The following is a 20317-nucleotide window of genomic DNA, read 5'->3' on the forward strand; positions in this document are numbered from 1 at the left end:
TGAAGGTATAGCAGTGACTCAAACACTTAACTCTATTGATAAATTGAGGTATCCATGATTATAAAACCACGTGTACGCGGCTTTATCTGTGTGACTGCTCATCCGGCGGGCTGCGAAGCCAATGTCAAAAAGCAAATCGACTACGTCACAGCAGAAGGCGCAATCGCTAATGGCCCAAAACGAGTATTAGTGATTGGTGCGTCAACTGGATACGGGCTGGCAGCCCGCATTACAGCAGCATTTGGTTGTGGTGCCGATACACTGGGCGTGTTCTTTGAACGTCCTGGTGAAGAAGGCAAACCTGGTACCTCTGGTTGGTACAACAGTGCCGCATTCCATAAATTCGCAGAACAAAAAGGCCTGTATGCCAAAAGCATCAATGGCGACGCGTTCTCTGATGAGATTAAGCGCCAGACTATTGAGGCTATCAAGCAAGACTTAGGTCAGGTTGATCAGGTTATCTACAGCTTGGCCTCACCACGCCGTACCCATCCAAAAACTGGCGAAGTGTTTACCTCCACACTGAAACCTATTGGCCATGAAGTTAAATTCCGTGGCCTTGATACTGATAAAGAAGTTATCAAAGAAGCGGTGTTGCAACCCGCAACCCAAGCTGAGATTGATAACACTGTAGCGGTAATGGGTGGCGAAGACTGGCAGATGTGGATTGATGCACTGCTGGAAGCTGGCGTGTTGGCTGAAGGCGCACAAACCACAGCCTTCACCTACCTGGGCGAGAAAATCACCCATGACATCTATTGGAACGGCTCTATTGGCGCGGCCAAGAAAGATTTGGACCAAAAAGTTCTGGCGATCCGTGACAGCTTATCAGCCCACGGCGGCGGTGATGCACGGGTTTCTGTACTGAAAGCGGTGGTGACTCAAGCCAGTTCTGCTATCCCAATGATGCCATTGTATTTGTCACTGTTATTCAAAGTGATGAAAGAAAAAGGCACTCATGAAGGTTGTATCGAGCAGGTTTATTCGCTGTATAAAGACAGCCTGTGCGGCAACGCACCACAAATGGATGAAGAAGGCCGTCTGCGTGCTGATTACAAAGAACTTGATCCTGAAGTGCAAAACCAAGTTCAGCAGTTGTGGGACCAGGTCACTAACGACAATATCTACCAGCTGACCGATTTCACCGGCTATAAAACCGAGTTTTTAAACCTGTTCGGTTTCGCCGTGGAAGGTGTCGACTATGAAGCCGATGTTAATCCTGTGGTAAAAATCCCTAATCTGATCCAAGGCTAACCTCCGGTTTATCCTTAGAAAACCCACTGTATACAGTGCAGTGGGTTTATCATCTGCCCATCATATCCTTGCATTAATTCCTCAGATACACCGCCGTGAATCTCTTATCTCTATAGTAGATAAGCTAAGGTCATTTTCTTCGTTTACGGATCATCCCTGCAATGTTTGAATAATTTTATCCTTAGTTATTCGGTTTATCGCTAACAGAATAACTGGGCCTAAAAATAAAGTTTTATTAAGAAACTTAATTAATATTAACTTACAGGGCAATGATGATGAAAGTACGCTCACTGGCAATACCTTTATTCAGTTTAATTATTTTTACCTCTATAACTGCCCACGGCGAAGAAAAGAAAACCATTAAGTTAGGGTTTAATCCTGGCCCTTATAAAGAACAGTTCGAGCAAGGTGTGGCACCCTATCTAATAAAGAAAGGCTACAGCATTGAATACAAAGATTTCAATGATGGGATTCAGGTAAACAATGCCGTCAGCACCGGCGAAATTGACGGCAATATCATGCAGCACCCCATTTATCTGCATGCCATAAATGACCGATTACGTATTGATAATACAGGTATTGTGCAGGTTCCTACTCCACCAATGGGGCTATATTCAGATAAACACCAAAAGGACGACAAACCCAAAGAAGGTGCATGGATTTCTGTCCCTAATCAGCCATCAAATGAATACCGCGCGGCACTCTTACTGCAATCTATTGGTTGGCTAAAATTAAAAGAAAAAATTGATCCCGCAACCTTCTCACAAAAAGATATTGCAGAAAATCCGTATCATTTGGTAATCAAAGAAATGGATAATGCTCAGCAAGTCCGGGCGCTACCTGATGTCGATTTTGGTGCTATTCAGGGTAACTTTGCGGTATCTAATGGTATCAAACTCACTTCTGCTCTGGAACTTGAAAAACCCTCGGCTCAGTTTGTTAATGTGGTCACTGTTGCCGGTAAAAATAAAGATGCCGAGTTTGCTAAAGATATTATTGCCGGATATCACTCACCGGAGTTCAAAAAATACATTTTAGAAAATGAAAAATACACCGGTTATATGCTGCCTGCTTATCTAAATTAATGGAATAACCAGATGATTGAGCTTCAGCATATTTATAAAACATTCGAACGTAAAGGGACTAAATTACAGGCTCTCAATGATGTCAGTTTAACTGTCGAAGATGGTGATATATTTGGCATCATCGGTTATAGCGGCGCAGGCAAAAGTACCTTATTACGGATGGTAAACTCGCTGGAAAATCCGACGTCAGGAAGTGTGGTAATTGATGGTAAGGATTTACATAATTTCAGCCATGAGCAATTGCGACTGCTGAAAAAAAACATTGGCATGATATTCCAAAACTTTAATTTGCTAGAATCAAAAACTGTTTTTAAAAATGTTGCTATGCCACTTATTTTATTGGGAAAAAACAAAAAATTCATTCAGGAGCGTGTAGCGGAACTGCTGGATTTTGTCGGCTTGGGCGATAAAAGTCATAGTTTTCCTAATGAGTTATCTGGTGGGCAGAAGCAAAGGGTCGGAATTGCCAGGGCACTGGCAACCAATCCCTCTATTCTGCTGTGTGACGAAGCCACTTCCTCACTTGATCCGCAAACCACGGCCCAAATTTTGTTATTACTGAAGAAAATTAACCAGCAATACAATATTACGGTTTTGCTGATTACCCATGAAATGTCAGTCATCCAAAAAATATGTAATAAAGTGGCAGTAATGGAAAATGGCCAAATTATTGAACAGGGTTCCGTACTCGCGGTTTTTGGTCATCCAACCCATCCCACAACCATTAACTTTGTGCGTACCGTAATAAAAGACAGTTTACCCGACAGTGTAAAAAAACTATTGGATAACAGCCATGCAGGTCGCCAATTCAAATTAGCCTTTATGGGAGCAATAGCGACCCAGCCAGTCATTAACCAGTTAATTAAGCAATATGCTATTGGCGTCAATATCCTGTTTGCCAACATGTCAGAGATACAAGACACCACACTGGGCCATATGGTGCTGTTGTTATCCGGCGAAAATAGCACTATTGATCGCGCCGTCACTTATTTGACGCAGACCGGAATTGATATACAGGAAATAACTTGATGATTGAGACTGCAATTACTCTGGATCAGTTTATCCAAGCCCTGCACGACACCTTAGTTATGGTCAGCATTTCATTGGTGATCGGTTCTCTTATTGGTATTCCTTTGGGTATTTTACTGGTGGTGACCCGACCTGGCGGACTGATTAAAAATCGTCTTTTCTATAATATTCTCAACCCAATTATCAATATCATCCGATCGCTGCCTTTTATTATTTTGATGGTGGCAATCATCCCGCTAACACGGCTGATTGTGCACACCACAATAGGCACTCCGGGGGCGATTGTACCGCTGATTATTTTTATTGCGCCTTATATTGGCCGGCTAGTCGAAAATTCGCTGCTGGATGTTAACCCAGGTATTCTGGAAGCGGCAAAATCTATGGGAGCAACCCCCTTACAAGCTATTTGGTATTTTTTGCTGCCTGAAGCTCTGTCATCATTAATATTGGCACTGACCACCGCAACTATTGGCCTGATTGGTGCGACTGCAATGGCAGGAACTGTGGGTGGCGGCGGGATTGGTGACTTGGCGATTACTTATGGTTATCAACGTTTTGATACCTTCGTGACGGTGACTACCGCCATTGTTTTGATAATTACTGTGCAGCTTATCCAATCACTGGGGAATTTATTTGCCAGTAAAATCCGCCGTGAATAATTAAAAAACCCCTTTTGCTAAACAAAAGGGGTTTCGATTTTTTTTTACCTCAAAGCAGTATGCGATTAAACCTTAAAGCCACTGATCACCTGCTCCAGTTGCAGGGTTTGATCCTGCATAGCTTGCGCCGCCGCAGCCACTTGTTCCACCAGCGCCGCATTTTGTTGTGTTGAGTTATCTAACTGATTAATCGCCAGATTAACCTGTTCAATTCCCAAACTTTGTTCCTGACTGGATGACATAATCTCATTCATTAATTCCGCCACGTTGGATACGCCGCTCATCAAATCATCCATTGTCGTGCCAGCTTCAGCGACCAAGCCGGTGCCAATAGCGATATCAGCCACCGAGTCTTCAATCAGCTTTTTAATTTCGCGGGCAGACGTCGCGGAGCGCTGAGCCAGGTTGCGCACCTCAGAAGCCACGACCGCAAAACCGCGCCCCTGCTCACCGGCTCTTGCCGCTTCAACTGCCGCATTCAGCGCCAGAATATTGGTTTGGAAAGCTATGCTGTCAATCACACTAATGATATCGACGATTTTCTTCGACGAACTATTGATTGAGCCCATCGTATTCACGACCTGTTTCACCACCGTGCTGCCTTTCACCGCCACAGTGGAAGCATCTATTGCCAGCTGATTGGCATGGCTGGCGTTATCCGCATTTTGTTTAACTGTACTGGTCAATTCATCCATTGAAGCGGCGGTTTGTTCGATGGAGCTGGCTTGATCTTCAGTACGGGCAGATAAGTCCATATTTCCGCTGGCTATTTGGCGTGATGCCGAAGCAATGGCCAAACTGCTTTCACCCACTTGGCGCATCATTTGCTGTAAATAGTCGATAAAATCATTGAAACTCTGGTTAACAGCATTGAACTCCGGGCTATTGCTTTGTGGCAAGCGCTGGGTCAAATCCGCCCCACCAGCAGATAATGCGGTGATATTCTCTTTTAAAATTGCTAACCTTTTCATAAAGACGCGGATAGAAAACACCAGGAAAAGCAGCAATAACAACATGATAGGAATCTGCACCAACCCCAGATGCAATAGAATACTGTGGCTCTGTTTGACCAATAAGCTGGTTGGCAGGTCAGTCACCAAATACCACGGGCTGTTGGCTATCGGGCGGATAAATAGGGTGTGAGATATCCCGTCGCTATCAAATTCACTTTCCAGTGATTGTTGGCCTTTCATCTGTGCCAGTAACCGCTGTGTTTCTGCCGCCATCGGCGAGTTGCTGGCAATATCCGACAGATTTTTTAACTCGGCTTTGCCGTCCGCCAAGGCGCTGCTGCCCACAATCTTGCCATCGGCTTCAACAATCAGAATAGTGCCATTCACTTTCTGTTCCATCTCTTTAACCAGGCGGTTAAAGAAACCCAAAGTAACGTCAATGGTTGATACGCCATATATATCGTCACCTTTATAAATCGCCATTGCACAGTTGGTTCTTGGCTGCGGGCTGGCATCATCCTGATAAGCTTTAGCCCAAGCACAGAAGCCTTTTGGGGCCTGTAAACCGTCTTTGTACCAAGGTTGTTCAAAATAATTTTGCGATTCTGGCGAGTTCCAATGGGTGTTAACCGTTAACTTATTTTCCCCATTGCGGGCAAAAAACGTACTGAATTTAATCACCCCTTGCTCACGTTTATTGGGTAATGGCCAAATCCCACCGCCAAAAACATTACTGTCGCCATATTGATCCACTAACCCCGGTAATAATGTGTCAATGGTATTACTGTCCATGATGGCAACGGCCTGCGTGATACTGCGGGCTTGTGCTTCCACTTTATTCATTTGCGCCGTTATTGCCGTCGCGATTTGGTCGACGTTATTGCCAATAATGGTGCTTTCAGATTGTTTGAGTTGTGGTGTCACAAAAAACTGAATAACCACCAGTGTGATTATCAGTAAGAAAATGAAAAACACACTAACGAGTAAGGTAAATCTGGCTTGAGTGGTTTTTAGCATTATCGTGTCGCTCAATGTAAGAAAGCTGGATAGCTCTGGATCTATTAACGGCATCTCGCGCACAGACTTGATAACGACCAGAAACTAATTGTGCGATCTTCCTTTGTCGATCACAAATTCAGTGTAATAAACAAACAAATATGGCTGACTTAAGTGGAATTTAACGGGCCGTCTCACAGATAGTCATTGTTTTATCGCGCAACTTTGACCTACTCTGGTGATGGAAAAGTGTTATTCATTTACTGAACGGGAGTATGTCATGTCACAGCAATCCCTTAAAATTGTTACCCTGCTGGGTAGCCTGCGTAGCGGTTCCTATAACGCCATGGTGGCGCGAGCACTGCCTAAATTAGCGCCAGCTGGCGTTACCATTGAAGCACTGCCTTCCATTCGCGACATTCCACTTTATGATGCAGATGCGCAACAAGAAGAGGGATTTCCAGCCACAATTCAGGCCATTGCTGACCAAATTCGCCAGGCCGATGGGGTGATTATCGTAACACCGGAATATAACTATTCCGTCCCCGGCGGGCTGAAAAATACCATCGACTGGATCTCCCGCTTACCTAACCAACCTTTAGCAGGCAAGCCGGTCGCGATTCAGACCAGCTCTATGGGGCCAGTGGGCGGTGCGCGCTGCCAGTATCACCTGCGCCAAATTTTGGTTTTCCTCGATGCGATGGTGATGAATAAACCTGAGTTTATGGGCGGCGTTATCCAAACCAAAGTAGACGAGCAACGCCAAGAACTGACCGAGCAAGCCACTCTGGATTTCCTGACCAAGCAACTTGCCGCTTTTGCCACCTACATTGAACGTGTCCGGGTGAAATAAGCGAATAACAAAAAACCTCACTGCCCTGCGGGATAGCGGGGTTTTTTTCCTATCGCCACCTTCTCTTTGATGGATGCTACCGACTGATGGCCATTAAGATAGCACTCTGGTTTATCCTGACCCTCATAGCCACTTCCTGGTTGGGTTGGTATGGGCTGAATACACAGCAAGCCGAGTGTGAAGCCGATTTTCGTACCACTCATCGTGAACTGAGCCAACAACTGGCCCAGCAACAAGCTATTTTGTTTTTGGCACTGGAGCCGGGGCAACTGGTGCAATTACAGCGCCACTTTCCGCAATTGGTGGCCATCAACCAAACTCCGGCAGATACTTCAAAAGCGGGCCAGCTCACATTGCAAGTTCAGGCGGGAGATTACCGCTTATCAAACTCATACAGTGGCAGCGGTTTGCAAGTTAATGCCCAGAAACTGCTGCAAGTCGTGGGATTACCCAATGATTTTGACAGTTTGGTGTTACTCCATCAGCAGCATCAACTGGCGGTTTTGGGCAATTCATCTGCTGAAAGTTTCTGGCAGTGGCAAAAACCTTTGGGAGAAGGGGCGCAATCCTTCACTTTAATCGGCCATGCCACCCCTGATTGGCGCGATTTACCCTGGGTGACCGCCCTGCTATTTTCATTGATAACCGCAGCGGCGCTGTATAGCTGGCATCACTGGCAACGATTATCACAATCCCGGTTACATGCCGAGCAGCGGGCCAAATTTGCCGAGCAAGCCAGGCTGAATACTATGGGTGAGATAGCAACCGGCATCGCCCACGAATTAAACCAGCCGCTGACCGCAACCCTGACCTACAACCAGACCGCGTTAAGGTTATTACCGCCGCAAGATGAGAAAGTCGCCCCCTTGTTGGTGGCCTCTGTTGAGCAAATAAAACGTATTGCTGCGCTGCTGGAAAGGCTGCGCACCTTGCTCAACAGTGGAGAGATAAATTTACAGCCGGTGGTTGTGGCAGATATTTGGCGGCGGGTGAATGTGTTACTGAGTAATGAAATAACTGCGGCAAATGTCACTATCCTAAACACTATTCCGCCACAGTTGCCCACTCTCCAAAGTGACCCTTTATGGCTGGAGCAGGTGTTACATAACTTGCTCAGTAATGCGATTCATTCACTACAACACACCCCTACACCCAAGGTTTATTTCACAGTTAATAAGCAATCAAAACAGTTAGTTATTAAAATTGAAGATAATGGGCCAGGGCTGAGTCATCAACAATTAGACAACCTGTTCACCCCCTTCTTTACTACCCGCGAGACGGGGCTGGGATTGGGCCTGACACTGTGCGAAACATTGGTGCAACGAATGGGTGGTGACATAAAAGCTGGGAACAGTGAGCTGGGTGGTGCCTGCTTCACTTTGATTTTTCCTCTGACAGGCAGGAGCAAGCATGACCAAGCACATTTATCTGATTGATGACGATGAGGGCGTACGTGCCGCATTAGCAATGTTACTTACGACGATGGGCTGGGAAGTTGCCCCCTTCAGTGACGGCCAGACCTTTCTGGATAGCCTGGCGGTCACCCAGCCAAGCTGTGTGCTGCTGGATATTCGCATGCCGGGGAAAAGCGGGATGACAATATTAGAAACCATTCAGTCTCGTGATAGCACGCTCCCGGTCATCATTATGACAGGGCACGGCAATGTTGAATTATGTCGCCGGGCATTTAAAGGGGGAGCGCTGGAGTTTTTAACCAAACCTATTGATGCCGATGTATTGATAGAAACTGTCAGTATGGCACTAGAAAAGCATGAACAGGCGCTAATGGTGAGTCAGCAGCAAGCTTGTTATCAGCAGTTACTTCGCCAGCTTTCTGCCCGTGAACGGGAAGTGGCCGCCCTGATTATTCAGGGAGAAACTAGCAAACATATCGCCCATATTTTGTCACTTTCCCCCCGAACAGTAGAAGCTCACCGCGCCAATATCTTTGCCAAGCTGGAGATCAATTCATTGGCTGGGTTGATTCATAATTATGCGCCATTGATGGCCGGTAATCTTCAGCCGTAATAAGTAAAAGTACGTAGTAAAATGGGTAGTTAGCCGAATATTTTTTAACCGTTTTTCACCGTAGGATGGTGACACAGTGACGAATTCACTTCGCTAACAATAAGGATTTTATATGATCAAGCAAATTGCCCTGACCTCCGCCTTATTCATTGGTTTGATGACTCAGGCCTCTGCTGCGGGTTTAAACACTGAACGTAACCTTTCTTTAGATATGGCGACTGACTTAGCCAGCCGTACCCTCGCCATTTGCCAGGCTGATGGTTATAACGTCGCGGTAACAGTAGTGGATCGCGCAGGTATCATCAAAACTGTCATGCGCGCTGATAATGCAGGCCCTCACACGGTAAAAGCCAGTGAGCAAAAAGCCTTTACTGCATTGTCGACTAAAACTCCGAGTGGCCAGGTGATGGAAAACAGCCAAAAAACGCCAGCAGCCAATAACCTGAAAGACATTCCTGGCTTCTTGTTGCTAGGTGGCGGAGTACCGGTGAAAGCGGGTGACGAAGTCGTTGGTGCGATTGGTGTTGCCGGCGCGCCGGGCGGGCATTTGGATGCACAATGTGCCACTCAGGCACTGGAAAAAATCAGCGCTCAGTTAAAAGCATAAGATTATAAACTCGATTTACCCTCAAGATACCGCCCCCACCTTTATGTCGAAGGTGGGGGCGTTTTTACAATAAATTGCCAACTACGTGTTATCAGTTACCCACATTATCAATGATCAACAAAAGCAATTTTCAGCACAAAGAGTAGCGCCACCACCACCACACATGGGCTGATTTCACGCCAGCGCCCGGTACCTAATTTCATCAGGCAATAAGAAATAAAGCCCAGCGCAATCCCTTCAGTAATAGAGAAGCTGAATGGCATCATAACGGCTGTAACAAACGCCGGAACCGCTTCAGTCAGGTCATCCCATTTCACCCGAGACAGGCTAGATGTCATCAGCACACCGACATAAATCAATGCCCCAGCAGCAGCATAAGCAGGAACCATGCTGGCCAGCGGAGAGATAAACATCACCAGCAAGAAGAGGATCCCGACCACCACCGCAGTTAAACCGGTGCGACCGCCCACAGAGACACCAGAGGAGCTTTCAATATAAGCCGTCACGGATGATGTCCCAATAAAGGCACCGGTAACAGAACTGATGCTGTCCACATAGAGCGCTTGTTTCATGCGCGGGAACTTGCCTTTATCGTCGGTCAAGCCCGCTTTATCCGTCACCCCAATCAATGTGCCGGATGAATCGAATAAGTTAACCAGCATGAAGGAGAATATAATCCCTGCCATACCCACATTAAGTGCACCGGCTAAATCCACCTGCCCGACCACCGCAGTCACACTCGGTGGCATGGAGAAGATGCCGGAATAATGCACATCACCCAGCGCCCAGCCAATTAAGGTCGTGACCACAATAGAAACCAGCACCGCAGCATGAATATTGCGTGATGCCAGAACAGCAATGATAAAGAAGCCCAAGGCCCCCAGCAGCACACTGTGAGAGGTCAAATCACCCACCATCACCAGCGTATCTGGGTTTGCGACCACGATACCGGCATTTTTCAGCCCCATCATGGCGATAAACAACCCAATACCACTGGTAATACCCACTCGCAGACTCAGCGGAATATTAGCAATCATCCAATAGCGAATGCGGAAAATGGTCAGCAAAAGAAGGCCGACTGCGCCCCAGAAAATCGCCCCCATGCCAACTTGCCATGAAATCCCCATCGCCCCCACCACGACAAAAGCGAAGAAAGCGTTAAGCCCCATCGCCGGTGCCAGTGCTACAGGTAAGTTCGCCAATAAACCCATAAAAATGCTGCCAAATGCGGCAATCAGGCAGGTAGTGACGAACACCGCCGGCACATCCATGCCCGCAACCCCTAAAATTTGTGGGTTAACAAACACGATATAGACCATGGTCAGGAAGGTGGTGATGCCCGCGATTAATTCAGTACGCGCTGTAGTGCCGTGTTCTTTCAGTTTAAACACACGTTCGAGCAGCCCCTGCTCAGTATCAAGGTTTGATTTACTCATTCGGAGAGTTCCACAGAAGGGAGTGATAGTTGGGGATATCCTATAACAAAAAAACACTTGTTTAGAGCGAGATCACAGTCTTTTTGCCTACTTTTTATCACCTCTGTTGCGCAACAATGCTTTTCTCAACCTGATGTTTTATTCAAGTGATTGAATTTAATTAAATAATCATTTTGTGTGTTGATAACAATATCAATATGAACCACATTATTAGCCATTGTAATTAAAGAGGGATTAGCGGTATGCAACAGATAGACTGCGTCATGTTCGATTGCGACGGAACTTTGGTCGACAGCGAAGTTCTGTGTTGTCAGGCATACGTCGTGATGTTTGCCCATTATGATATTCACTTGTCATTGGAAGAGGTGATTAAGCGCTTTAAAGGGGTAAAACTGAATGAAATCGTCGCGCAAGTCAGCAAAGAAAATGGCCTGGACGAGCCAATAGAAGCACTGGAGAAACTCTATCGCGCTGAAGTTGCGCGCTTATTTGATGCCCAGTTACAGCCGATCCCCGGAGCAAAGGCGCTGTTAGAACAAATTACCCTGCCGGTTTGTGTGGTATCCAATGGGCCAGTGAGCAAAATGCAGCACTCCCTTGGCCTGACCGGCTTACTGCCTTTCTTTGAAGAAAAGCTGTATAGCGGCTACGACATTCAGCGCTGGAAGCCCGATCCGGCACTGATTTATCATGCCGCCAAAGAAATGCAGGTTGCGGCAGAGCGCTGTATTTTGGTCGAGGACTCAGCCGCGGGCACCCACGCGGGAATAGCGGCGGGCATACCGGTGTATTACTACTGTGCCGATCCCCATAATCTGCCAATTCATCACCCATTGGTCACCATGTTTGATGATATGCAACAGCTACCCGCGCTCTGGCGCGCCAGAGGTTGGCATATAACTCGCCATTAACTTATAGGTAATAACTTATAGATAATAGCGAAGTTGATAATAGGCAGCATTGAGTCAGCAGTCTGACGGACTTGTTCGCCACCAGCGCCATGATGCTTTAATGGCGCTTTGTCGTTTTATGGCATGTTGTGGGCTAAAGCGGCGGTTAAGGCCATTGGCCAACACATCCAACGCCAGACATAACACAAAGTAAATCAGTGCCACAAACAGGAAGACCTCCATCGGGTAAACCATGCTGCGGTTATTCACCTGAGTGGCCAAGAATGTCAGTTCATTTACCCCAACGATATAAGCCAGCGAAGTATCCTTAATCAAGGAAATCCATTGATTAATAAAGGACGGCACCATCATGCGCAAAGCTTGTGGCAAGACAACAAACCACAACACCTGCCAGCGATTGAAACCTAACGACAACCCGGCTTGCCACTGTCCGGCCCCAATGGCGACAATACCCGCTTTCACCGCATGGGCTAAATAGGCCGCGGCAATCAATGCCAGCGCACACACCACAGTCGTGATTTCGGGGATATCCACACCAAAGACTATTGGCAGGAGAAAATATGTCCAGAAAATCAACATAATTACCGGAATGGCACGGAAAAAACCCAATACTGCGGCTAATATCCCCGCCCAGACACCACGGGACATTGCCAGTAATATCCCCAGAAAAATGCCCAAAATAGCCGAGGCCACCCCAGCCATAAGGCTTATCAGCACGGTTAATGCCGCGCCACCCAATGGGCCATCAGGGAAAGTACCCCACAATAGATAAGTCCAGTTATCAGCAATAATTGTGAAATCCATCTCAATGCCCCCTGATTGCAGTTCGCTGTTGACGCCACATTCCCCAGGCCTCAATGAGCGCAATAATGGCGATATACAACAAAGTTGCCACACCAAAAGCCTGGAATGTCCGCAATGTTTCGGTCTCAACCTGACGGGATGCATAAGAAAGTTCAGCTACACCAATAGCCATCGTCAATGACGAGTTTTTAATGATATTCATATATTGGCCCAGTAGCGGCGGTAGCGCTATTTTCAGCGCTTGCGGCAGCACCACATAGCGCATGGATTGCCACCCCGTCAGCCCTAGTGCATGGGCGGCATATTTTTGCCCCTTGGCGACGCCACTTATTCCGGCGCGCAGTTCTTCTGCAATAAATGCCGTGGAATAGAGGGTCAGCCCGATAAAACCGGCTAAGAACTCGAAAGAAGGCCAGCTCAGATTTACCCCGAACCAATTGATTTCATGTGGCGTATTCAGCCAAGGTATCCAGCTGGCGGGCAGTAATTGGCTGGCGGCGAAGTACCAAAAAAATAATTGAATCAGCAGCGGTGTATTACGAAATAATGTGCTGTACCCAATAGCAAACCCCCGCAACATCTTGAGTTCACTGTCTCTGGCCGCGGCCAGCAAAAAGCCTAAGAAAGTGGCGCCGCCACCGTGCAGGCAGCAATCCACAAGGTGAGAAGAAAACCGTCCCACAACCAGCCGAGGTATTGCGGTGCCAATAACCAATCAGTGAGATGAGATAAATTCATCAGCGGTTAGACCAACCGTTTTCTAATGATCTAAAAGCGCGCATTTTTATGTCCATAATAAAATCCATCTTATTTTTTCTGCGCGACGTAACATTCCGACGTTTTATTGCGCTGAGGTTGAAGGTAAAGCGGTATTTTCAGCGCCGAACAAATCGAGCCGACGGCACCGATGGGCGACACGGCTACTCCCCATTTGGCAGCTATCCCACTCATCAACGTGGTCAGCAAGTTGGCTCGCGCTATTTTTTCGTCCTTGACGTGGCAGATAATCCCCCAACAACATCAAGGACGATGGGCATATATCATGCCTTAGGCTGTTGATCTAATGGCGCAAATTTAAAATCACCTCGAGGTTGTGCAGCATTGGTTGCCGGGCCGAACCAGCGGTCATAAATTTTGGCGGCTTCGCCGTCTTTTTCCAGCTTAACCAGGGTTTCATTCACACTGGCGGTTAAACGATCTTCACCTTTAGCAATACCAACACCTTGATATTCTTTAGTAATACTGAATGGCGAGATTTCAAAATCTGCTTTTTGTGCCTCTGGAAGATTACCCAGCAAACCCACCAATTTCGCATCATCTTGAGTGATGGCTTGAACATTACCATTACGCAGAGCTGTAAATGCCAGCGGAGTATCATCGTAGGAAATAACTTTCGCAGTTGGATAATGCTCACGCAGGGTTATTTCTTGCACCGTGCCTTTATCTGCCCCAATACGCAACTTACCAATGTCTTCTGGGGTTTTCAGCACGCCTTTATGGGCAATGAATTTTTGACCGGTGGCAAAATAAGGCAAACTAAAGTTCACTTCCTTGGCGCGTTCATCGGTAATGGTGAAGTTTGCGGCAATCAAATCCACTTTCTTAGCGGTGAGTAGCGGAATACGGTTAGCCGGGTTGGTTGCCCGCAGTTCTACTTTTACACCTAAATCTTTCGCAATGGCATTCGCCACGTCCACATCATATCCCACCAGTTTTTTAGTCTGTGGATCAATATAACCAAATGGCGGGTTACTATCGAAAACAGCAATCCGCACGACCCCTGCTTGCTTAATATCATCCAGTTTATCTGCATGCGCGGTGCCAGAAATTGCCGCCAGACCCGCTAGCAGTGTTAATGCCACAGCACTTTTTTTCGTCGATAAAGATGGTTTCATTGAAAGCCCCTAAAAGGATTGAGATGTTGCGATATGGCTAAGTTATCAATTCGGCGTTAGGTCAGGAAATAATATAAAACGATATATTTATAACCAATTAATCTCAGCGAATGTGTCTGCTAGTATTAATAAATAAAGTGAAATCGTTGGCTGGGGATAACTAAGGGAAACAGAGGGTTCAGACCGGAGAAAAAAAGCCACTTCTGAATAAATAAGCTGAAAAACTAAATGTATTCATAAGGAAAAAAAACAAACCAACAAATAAAAAGAAGAAATAACAGGCTAATAACGCGGCTACGACTATAGATTTCAGCCTAATCGCGTTATTAGCATGTATTAGTAAAATCCCTAAAGACAGGATTATTTACTGCCGCCGGTGGTGTCTGCTACTGCCTCTTCTGCTGTGAATTTTTCCTGATTCACTATCACCGCAGGTTTTGATTTATTTTGTAGCACACCCGCAGATTCATCCGTAATCTCCGACTGACCAATGAAAATACCGCCTTTTTTGATGGAGAAATTACTGCCTTTCACAATGCCGTGTAAACGGCCATTCTCCAAAATTTCCAGATGTTCGGAAACACAAATCCCCTCGACTCGCCCATCCACGGTAATATGCGGCGCGGTTAAATTCCCTTCAATTTGACCACTGCGCATTAATCTTATGGTGCCTTCGTTAACAGCAATGTCCCCAATGACAGCACCGTAAATTTGAATGTCACCATCAAGATTAATATTGCCTTTTATTTTTGTTCCTACAGCTATGATTGTATTCGTTTTCGCGGTATCTGTGGGTGGGGTAGATGCGGTAGATTGTAGCGCTGAGTTGGTCACCGGAGACACCTCGATATGATTGCTTATTTTCTTTTTAAACATAATATTTATCAGAATAAAAATGAGGAAAAAAGTAGGAGCAAGAAGAAGATAAAAAAACAGATCGTAAACCACATAACCGACTAAACATGCACCCCACAACACCCATAACAGGTTAAGGGCAACATTTTTAGGCATAGGTAGAGATATATTCACTTATTCTGCCCAGTATAAAAAATTAATTGAGAACCCTATGGGGTTATACCATCAAACAGTAAAGTGTATTTCTAACGTTTAATAAGGAAATATATTTCCTTTACATAGGAAGTTTTATTTCCCAAAACACACCAAACACATATACCCATAAGAAAATATAAGACATTGGTATTATGTCAATTAATAAGCAGTGAAATATAAACAGAGATGAAACGATATGATGTTAATTTAGTGCGGAAATAAAATAGGGGGTAAGGCCTAAAAGAAATTAAGCCCCCCTAATCAAGTTCGGTGAGCATTTAAATGCCCACCTTTAATGCATTAATTGTTACAGCGAATTATGGACAAATCCTTAAGGATAGAGCTTATATTTCTCGCGTAGCTTTAAATAGTTATCAATACCGGGCTGCCAGTTAGACTCCAGGTAGTTCACCGTCTCATCAATGGTCAATGTCCTTTCTGTTGCTTCTTCCATTAATTTAACCAGATTGCGCGTTCCCGTTAATTTTGCAAGCCATAGGGGGCGGATTAAAAAGTACTCATTTTGATAATCCAGATAATTTGCCTCCATCTGTGGCGGAATTACCATTGAATAACCTGCGTCTTTAAACTTGAACCACCATTCGACAAAATAACGTATCGTCGGCTGAGTATCAGTCATCTCAGTTGCCGTAAATCTCTCGCCACAGACCTCTTTACCTGCTTGCGGCCATCCTGTTTTCTGCTGCTTAATATCAACGTCATAGCAGGTATTGATATAAAACTTCTTGGATGGAAACCCCAGTTGTTCAAAAGGATTATCTGACCCTCTGCCCATATTGACACTGGTTGCTTCAAATATGCCTAAAGAAGGATAAAGATGAATAGCCAGATCACTGCGTAAATTTGGAGAAGGTCTTACCGGCAATGAATAAGGCGTCTCATGGGTATAATTCCCCATAGCAATTACCGTCAAATCCTTTGAGGGAAATTGATAAGCTTTGACGCCAACGGCTTCCCAACTGGTATCATCAAAATGTGTCAACCAGCCCTCATTGACTATCATCTGGGCAAATTCCCCCGACGTCAGCCCATGCACCATAGGCACAGGATGCATCCCTATACCTGATATATTCTCTTCTGCAAGAATAGGGCCGTAGACATAATTGCCGAGTGGGTTAGGCCTGTCGAACACCATAAATTGTTTATGGTACTTTTGCAGACTTTCCAGCATATGATGCATGGAGATGGTATAGGTAAAATAGCGAACGCCAACATCCTGTAAATCATAAATAACGATATCGACATCAGATAATTGAGCCTCGGTCGGATGCGCCCGCACCCGACCATCTTTATCCCGCCCATACAAAGAAATAATAGGGAGGCCACTCTGCTTATCAATATGATTATCATCACCTAGCCCAGCATCTGCATCACCGCGTATACCATGCTCAACGGAAAATAATGTTGTTACAGTGAAGTGGAATTTATCCTGCTCAGCTAACAGTTTGTCGATGGTATGACGCCCATCTCTGTTAATAGAACTTTGGTTTACCATTAAGCCCACGCGCTTATTTTTAAGCTGCGGCCCATAAACATTTTCCTGATCGACACCTAGAATAATTTTTTGCGGTACCTCAGCATAGCTGATATTAACCATAAACAATGAACACAGACATAATAATAATTGCAGGAAACATCTCATTCCTTATCTCTCGCTATTAATGAATAAATACTCTGATGCTACTGACTTGGCATCAGAAATTATGTCTTAATTCCACAGCCCAGAACCAAAAATTGTTGCTGGTCTTATTGTTATTTGTCCATGTTTGTTCTGGACGGTAATAGGTATCTGCAAATATTGAAGTTTGCTTCGTCAGCGGATAGAGTACCTGTAAACCATAGCGGCTACGATTCTTTTCTTTATACAGTGTTTCATGATTATTCGAGTCACGGAAACTCTGAGTTCCCTTAACCAGGGCCAAACGTGTATAGGGCATAAGTAGCCAACCACTGTCGAACTTATAACGATAAACACCCCATAAGAAATGCTCTTTGTTATACAGAGTATTAACCAATTGCTCATCAATATATAAATAGTTTAGCCAGAGTGAATTTTTCTTGTTAAACGTAATATTCGCACCCGCAAAATGCTCGTTGATTTGGCTCCAGTCCCGTTTATATACGCCATAGTTTCCTTTTGCACGGGCATAATCTAACTTACGGTCTATCAAACGAAATGATAAGCTTGCATTAAAACTTAGGCTTTCTGAGTATTTATAGTATGCCTGAGGTCTAATCCAGAACTCATGTCGCTCTTCACCTTTGCGAATATCGCCCTTATATCCTGGTTCTGCCAGGGCTGGGTTATTGATTGATGGCGAATGCCAGTTATCATTACGATAACCAAGGCGTAATTTTGTATTACCGCTCTTACCATCATAGATGAAAGGAAAGGTTCTGGTTACCCCTGCCTGCCAACGTGTCCGGTCATACTCTGGATTATTATCCAAATATGTTTTTAAGAACTGAACATCATATAACCATAATGAATCATTCTGGTAAATATAGGCACCGATATAAGGCGATGTTGCCATACTTCCTTTAACAAATTTCCAACTTTCATCACTATCTATTTCTTGTTCTGCACCTATATAGGTGTCAAAGTTCCACGCTTTTTGTTTTAATTTATCTTGTGCTTCTTTTTTTTCTTGTTCTATCTGCTGGATTCGTTTATTTAATTTAATAATTTCTTGGTCATAATTAGTTTCAAACTCATCAGCAAATACGGGCATGCACATTGCTATGGCGCTAAACACCATAAGTCCTTTTGCTATCTTCATTTTACCTTCCATGATGTTTAGAACATTGTTAATCCATAACCACGTGGGTAGAGTATTTCACTATTATCTGGCGTTCTAATATCCACTGGTAACTTTCCATGAGGCTCAGCCAGTACATCTAATTTTCCTTTAGGCCCTTGGAATAGGGTGCGTAGCCCGCTACGGATATTGGTTTCCAAGCTATTACGTACATTATTGGTGACATCAAACCCAGTAATGCCATAAATCGCAATATTAGCTTTAACATTAGATAAATAGGCAATGTCGTAAGGATTTCTGCTGGAGATAACAACCAGTGGAATTTTCTCTTTATTTGCTACATTTATAATCCGCTGTGCATTGACAGGATTAAGCTTAAGATTATAAGTAGCCATAATAATAAGATTCTGGCCTTTAATCTGCTTAGCTATATCTTCAAGAGAAACGTTATCTTTATCCAGTTTGACGACTTCATTTTTTACATCAAAAGTAACATTAAATTTATCTGCAATTTCAAAGAGATGCTTTGCAATTAGTTCGTTACGTGGTTTTTCATCAGAGAAAACTATTATATTGTTATGTGGCTTAATGTGGTAAGGCAAGACACTGTCATTTTTAATCAGCGTAATAGCTTGCTCAGAAATGAAATTCTCAATATTTTTGTGGTTTTTAGATGCAACAACCCTTTCCGCGATGGTAACGTCATGAGGATCAGGAGAAATACGTTTATTGAGTTTGGTATAAATAACTCGCTGTGCTGCATCGTTAATCCGCTGTTTCAGCACAGGATCATTTACAGCCTCTGCTGTTAAATAACGGTAAAGTGCATTGAGTTGCTTAATACTGGCGCTACTTTTTATTTCCATTGGCATTAATACAATATCATTTCCCGCCATAATCGCCTGTTTAATAGACCAATTTCTATCAAAATTACTGGTAATAGCCCCCATATCCATCGCATCAGTTAGAATCAAACCATCAAATTTAAGCTGGTTACGTAAAATACCGGTCAAAATGGGCTCTGATAATGTGGCTGGGGTGCCAATTTTCTCGCCCTTAATATTCGTCAGCATGGCGTTATCAAGAGCAGGTACCACAATATGAGCCGTCATAATCGCATCAGTGACAGGCATAACTTCAACAAATGGCTTCAGTTCTACTTGTTGCCATGCCGCTTTATCAATATTGACGGTCGGCAGTGCAAAATGGGTATCGGAGGTGACATTACCATGACCAGGAAAATGTTTTAGCGACGTCAGAACATTGGATTTATGAATGCCACTGATATAACTGCGGGCTAATTCCCCCACCAGCACAGGGTCATTGGAGTAAGAACGCACACCAATAACAGGGTTATTCTGGTTATTATTCACATCGACTACAGGGCCAAAGTTAAAATTAAAGCCAAGACTGGATAATTCGTAACCATGGATACTTCCAGTTTGTTGAGCTAATTTTGCTGATCCTGTCGCGCCTAGCGCCATATTTCCTGGCATTTCAGTACCGACGCGCAAGCGGGTAACATACCCCCCTTCCTGATCAGTACTAATAAATAGCGGGAAATTACTCCGTGCACGTTGTAGGTTATTAATTAATTCAACTGTCTGTGGGGTATCAATCAAGTTTTCTCTAAAAAGAATAATGGAGCCCAGATGATAATCGTGAATCATTTTACTGACGGAGTCATTGATTTCAATGAAGGGCTTTTTATCACCATTGCTATCATTACTCCATGAACGAATATCAACCATCAATATTTGCCCCAGTTTTTCTTCAAAACTCATTGCAGAGACGATTTTCTCAGCTGATGCTTGAGGAGATAACCACATCTCTTTAAGTTGTGAATCTGGAATAACATCTGCGTAAGCACAGCTACTAAACAAGAGAATCGCGGGTATTATTATTTTCATTAATTCCTCCGTTATTTATGTTTGCCGGGGGATTTTACTTTTTAGCTCACATAATAAAGTGATAATT

At 44.6% G+C, this 20317-nt stretch carries 17 protein-coding genes and 1 pseudogene; 9 read left to right on the forward strand and 9 right to left on the reverse strand.

What is annotated here, in order from left to right; genetic code table 11:
* Positions 1 to 54: 54 nt before the first annotated feature.
* The 4 genes from fabV (at position 55) to YROHD0001_RS0117480 (ending at position 4027) form a co-directional block, all read left to right on the forward strand.
* Positions 55 to 1254 carry an enoyl-ACP reductase FabV gene (fabV, locus tag YROHD0001_RS12640; RefSeq protein ID WP_004713883.1) on the forward strand — a complete coding sequence of 400 codons (1200 nt, stop codon included), beginning with the start codon at positions 55 to 57 and terminating at the stop codon, positions 1252 to 1254.
* Positions 1255 to 1529: 275 nt separating this feature from the next.
* Positions 1530 to 2339, forward strand: a complete 810-nt coding sequence (locus tag YROHD0001_RS12635; protein WP_032816359.1) for a MetQ/NlpA family ABC transporter substrate-binding protein — start codon at positions 1530 to 1532, stop codon at positions 2337 to 2339.
* Between the two features lie 12 nt (positions 2340 to 2351).
* Positions 2352 to 3368, forward strand: coding sequence for a methionine ABC transporter ATP-binding protein (locus YROHD0001_RS12630; RefSeq protein WP_004713885.1), 1017 nt, complete (start codon positions 2352 to 2354; stop codon positions 3366 to 3368).
* Complete coding sequence (locus YROHD0001_RS0117480) at positions 3368 to 4027, forward strand: methionine ABC transporter permease (RefSeq protein ID WP_032816360.1); 660 nt, start codon at positions 3368 to 3370, stop codon at positions 4025 to 4027. Before YROHD0001_RS12630 ends, YROHD0001_RS0117480 begins: the two co-directional genes overlap by 1 nt.
* A 65-nt stretch (positions 4028 to 4092) precedes the next feature.
* Here YROHD0001_RS0117480 and YROHD0001_RS12625 read toward each other — a convergent pair whose 3' ends face one another.
* Positions 4093 to 5997, reverse strand: coding sequence for a methyl-accepting chemotaxis protein (locus YROHD0001_RS12625; protein WP_004713886.1), 1905 nt, complete (start codon positions 5995 to 5997; stop codon positions 4093 to 4095).
* Between the two features lie 259 nt (positions 5998 to 6256).
* On the opposite strand from YROHD0001_RS12625, the gene YROHD0001_RS12620 reads away from it, so the two are divergent.
* The 4 genes from YROHD0001_RS12620 (at position 6257) to YROHD0001_RS12605 (ending at position 9464) form a co-directional block, all read left to right on the forward strand.
* Positions 6257 to 6829: an NADPH-dependent FMN reductase gene (locus YROHD0001_RS12620; protein WP_004713887.1), complete on the forward strand. Its 573-nt coding sequence runs from the start codon at positions 6257 to 6259 to the stop codon at positions 6827 to 6829.
* 86 nt (positions 6830 to 6915) lie between these two features.
* Entirely contained in the window at positions 6916 to 8265 is a 1350-nt protein-coding gene (locus tag YROHD0001_RS12615; RefSeq protein ID WP_004713888.1) for a sensor histidine kinase, read from the forward strand.
* On the forward strand, positions 8240 to 8857 hold the full coding sequence (locus YROHD0001_RS12610) for a response regulator transcription factor (RefSeq protein WP_032816361.1): 618 nt from the start codon (positions 8240 to 8242) through the stop codon (positions 8855 to 8857). The genes YROHD0001_RS12615 and YROHD0001_RS12610 overlap by 26 nt, the downstream gene beginning before the upstream one ends.
* Positions 8858 to 8969: 112 nt before the next feature.
* Entirely contained in the window at positions 8970 to 9464 is a 495-nt protein-coding gene (locus YROHD0001_RS12605) for a GlcG/HbpS family heme-binding protein (RefSeq protein ID WP_004713890.1), read from the forward strand.
* A 107-nt stretch (positions 9465 to 9571) separates the two neighbouring features.
* Here YROHD0001_RS12605 and YROHD0001_RS12600 read toward each other — a convergent pair whose 3' ends face one another.
* On the reverse strand, positions 9572 to 10900 hold the full coding sequence (locus YROHD0001_RS12600) for an NCS2 family permease (protein ID WP_004713891.1): 1329 nt from the start codon (positions 10898 to 10900) through the stop codon (positions 9572 to 9574).
* Between the two features lie 242 nt (positions 10901 to 11142).
* On the opposite strand from YROHD0001_RS12600, the gene yieH reads away from it, so the two are divergent.
* Positions 11143 to 11811, forward strand: a complete 669-nt coding sequence (gene yieH / locus YROHD0001_RS12595) for a 6-phosphogluconate phosphatase (RefSeq protein ID WP_032816363.1) — start codon at positions 11143 to 11145, stop codon at positions 11809 to 11811.
* Between the two features lie 54 nt (positions 11812 to 11865).
* On the opposite strand, the gene YROHD0001_RS12590 is transcribed toward yieH, so the two are convergent.
* The 7 genes and pseudogenes from YROHD0001_RS12590 to YROHD0001_RS12560 form a co-directional block, all read right to left on the reverse strand.
* Positions 11866 to 12615 carry an amino acid ABC transporter permease gene (locus YROHD0001_RS12590; protein WP_004713894.1) on the reverse strand — a complete coding sequence of 250 codons (750 nt, stop codon included), beginning with the start codon at positions 12613 to 12615 and terminating at the stop codon, positions 11866 to 11868.
* A gap of 1 nt (position 12616) precedes the next feature.
* Positions 12617 to 13353 (reverse strand): annotated as a pseudogene (locus YROHD0001_RS19270) (amino acid ABC transporter permease).
* A gap of 302 nt (positions 13354 to 13655) precedes the next feature.
* Complete coding sequence (locus tag YROHD0001_RS12580) at positions 13656 to 14510, reverse strand: ABC transporter substrate-binding protein (RefSeq protein WP_004713898.1); 855 nt, start codon at positions 14508 to 14510, stop codon at positions 13656 to 13658.
* 360 nt (positions 14511 to 14870) lie between these two features.
* On the reverse strand, positions 14871 to 15521 hold the full coding sequence (locus tag YROHD0001_RS12575) for a bactofilin family protein (protein WP_004713899.1): 651 nt from the start codon (positions 15519 to 15521) through the stop codon (positions 14871 to 14873).
* Between the two features lie 370 nt (positions 15522 to 15891).
* The gene (locus YROHD0001_RS12570) at positions 15892 to 17223 is read right to left on the reverse strand and encodes an exo-beta-N-acetylmuramidase NamZ family protein (protein WP_032816364.1); all 1332 of its coding nucleotides are present in this window, start codon (positions 17221 to 17223) and stop codon (positions 15892 to 15894) included.
* Between the two features lie 52 nt (positions 17224 to 17275).
* Positions 17276 to 18361: a hypothetical protein gene (locus YROHD0001_RS12565; RefSeq protein WP_032816365.1), complete on the reverse strand. Its 1086-nt coding sequence runs from the start codon at positions 18359 to 18361 to the stop codon at positions 17276 to 17278.
* 17 nt (positions 18362 to 18378) lie between these two features.
* A complete protein-coding gene (locus YROHD0001_RS12560; RefSeq protein WP_004713902.1) occupies positions 18379 to 20250 on the reverse strand; it encodes a glycoside hydrolase family 3 protein in 1872 nt (623 codons plus the stop codon).
* Between the last annotated feature and the right edge of the window lie 67 nt (positions 20251 to 20317).

Origin of the sequence: Yersinia rohdei ATCC 43380 (assembly GCF_000173775.1) — a bacterium.
Lineage (GTDB): Bacteria > Pseudomonadota > Gammaproteobacteria > Enterobacterales > Enterobacteriaceae > Yersinia > Yersinia rohdei.

Excerpts from the sequence above, each read along its gene's own strand:
- fabV (WP_004713883.1), top strand. The coding sequence starts at position 55 with ATGATTATAAAACCACGTGTACGCGGCTTTATCTGTGTGACTGCTCAT.
- YROHD0001_RS12635 (WP_032816359.1), top strand. The coding sequence starts at position 1,530 with ATGAAAGTACGCTCACTGGCAATACCTTTATTCAGTTTAATTATTTTT.
- YROHD0001_RS12630 (WP_004713885.1), top strand. The coding sequence starts at position 2,352 with ATGATTGAGCTTCAGCATATTTATAAAACATTCGAACGTAAAGGGACT.
- YROHD0001_RS0117480 (WP_032816360.1), top strand. The coding sequence starts at position 3,368 with ATGATTGAGACTGCAATTACTCTGGATCAGTTTATCCAAGCCCTGCAC.
- YROHD0001_RS12625 (WP_004713886.1), bottom strand. The coding sequence starts at position 5,997 with ATGCTAAAAACCACTCAAGCCAGATTTACCTTACTCGTTAGTGTGTTT.
- YROHD0001_RS12620 (WP_004713887.1), top strand. The coding sequence starts at position 6,257 with ATGTCACAGCAATCCCTTAAAATTGTTACCCTGCTGGGTAGCCTGCGT.
- YROHD0001_RS12615 (WP_004713888.1), top strand. The coding sequence starts at position 6,916 with ATGGCCATTAAGATAGCACTCTGGTTTATCCTGACCCTCATAGCCACT.
- YROHD0001_RS12610 (WP_032816361.1), top strand. The coding sequence starts at position 8,240 with ATGACCAAGCACATTTATCTGATTGATGACGATGAGGGCGTACGTGCC.
- YROHD0001_RS12605 (WP_004713890.1), top strand. The coding sequence starts at position 8,970 with ATGATCAAGCAAATTGCCCTGACCTCCGCCTTATTCATTGGTTTGATG.
- YROHD0001_RS12600 (WP_004713891.1), bottom strand. The coding sequence starts at position 10,900 with ATGAGTAAATCAAACCTTGATACTGAGCAGGGGCTGCTCGAACGTGTG.
- yieH (WP_032816363.1), top strand. The coding sequence starts at position 11,143 with ATGCAACAGATAGACTGCGTCATGTTCGATTGCGACGGAACTTTGGTC.
- YROHD0001_RS12590 (WP_004713894.1), bottom strand. The coding sequence starts at position 12,615 with ATGGATTTCACAATTATTGCTGATAACTGGACTTATCTATTGTGGGGT.
- YROHD0001_RS12580 (WP_004713898.1), bottom strand. The coding sequence starts at position 14,510 with ATGAAACCATCTTTATCGACGAAAAAAAGTGCTGTGGCATTAACACTG.
- YROHD0001_RS12575 (WP_004713899.1), bottom strand. The coding sequence starts at position 15,521 with ATGCCTAAAAATGTTGCCCTTAACCTGTTATGGGTGTTGTGGGGTGCA.
- YROHD0001_RS12570 (WP_032816364.1), bottom strand. The coding sequence starts at position 17,223 with ATGAGATGTTTCCTGCAATTATTATTATGTCTGTGTTCATTGTTTATG.
- YROHD0001_RS12565 (WP_032816365.1), bottom strand. The coding sequence starts at position 18,361 with ATGAAGATAGCAAAAGGACTTATGGTGTTTAGCGCCATAGCAATGTGC.
- YROHD0001_RS12560 (WP_004713902.1), bottom strand. The coding sequence starts at position 20,250 with ATGAAAATAATAATACCCGCGATTCTCTTGTTTAGTAGCTGTGCTTAC.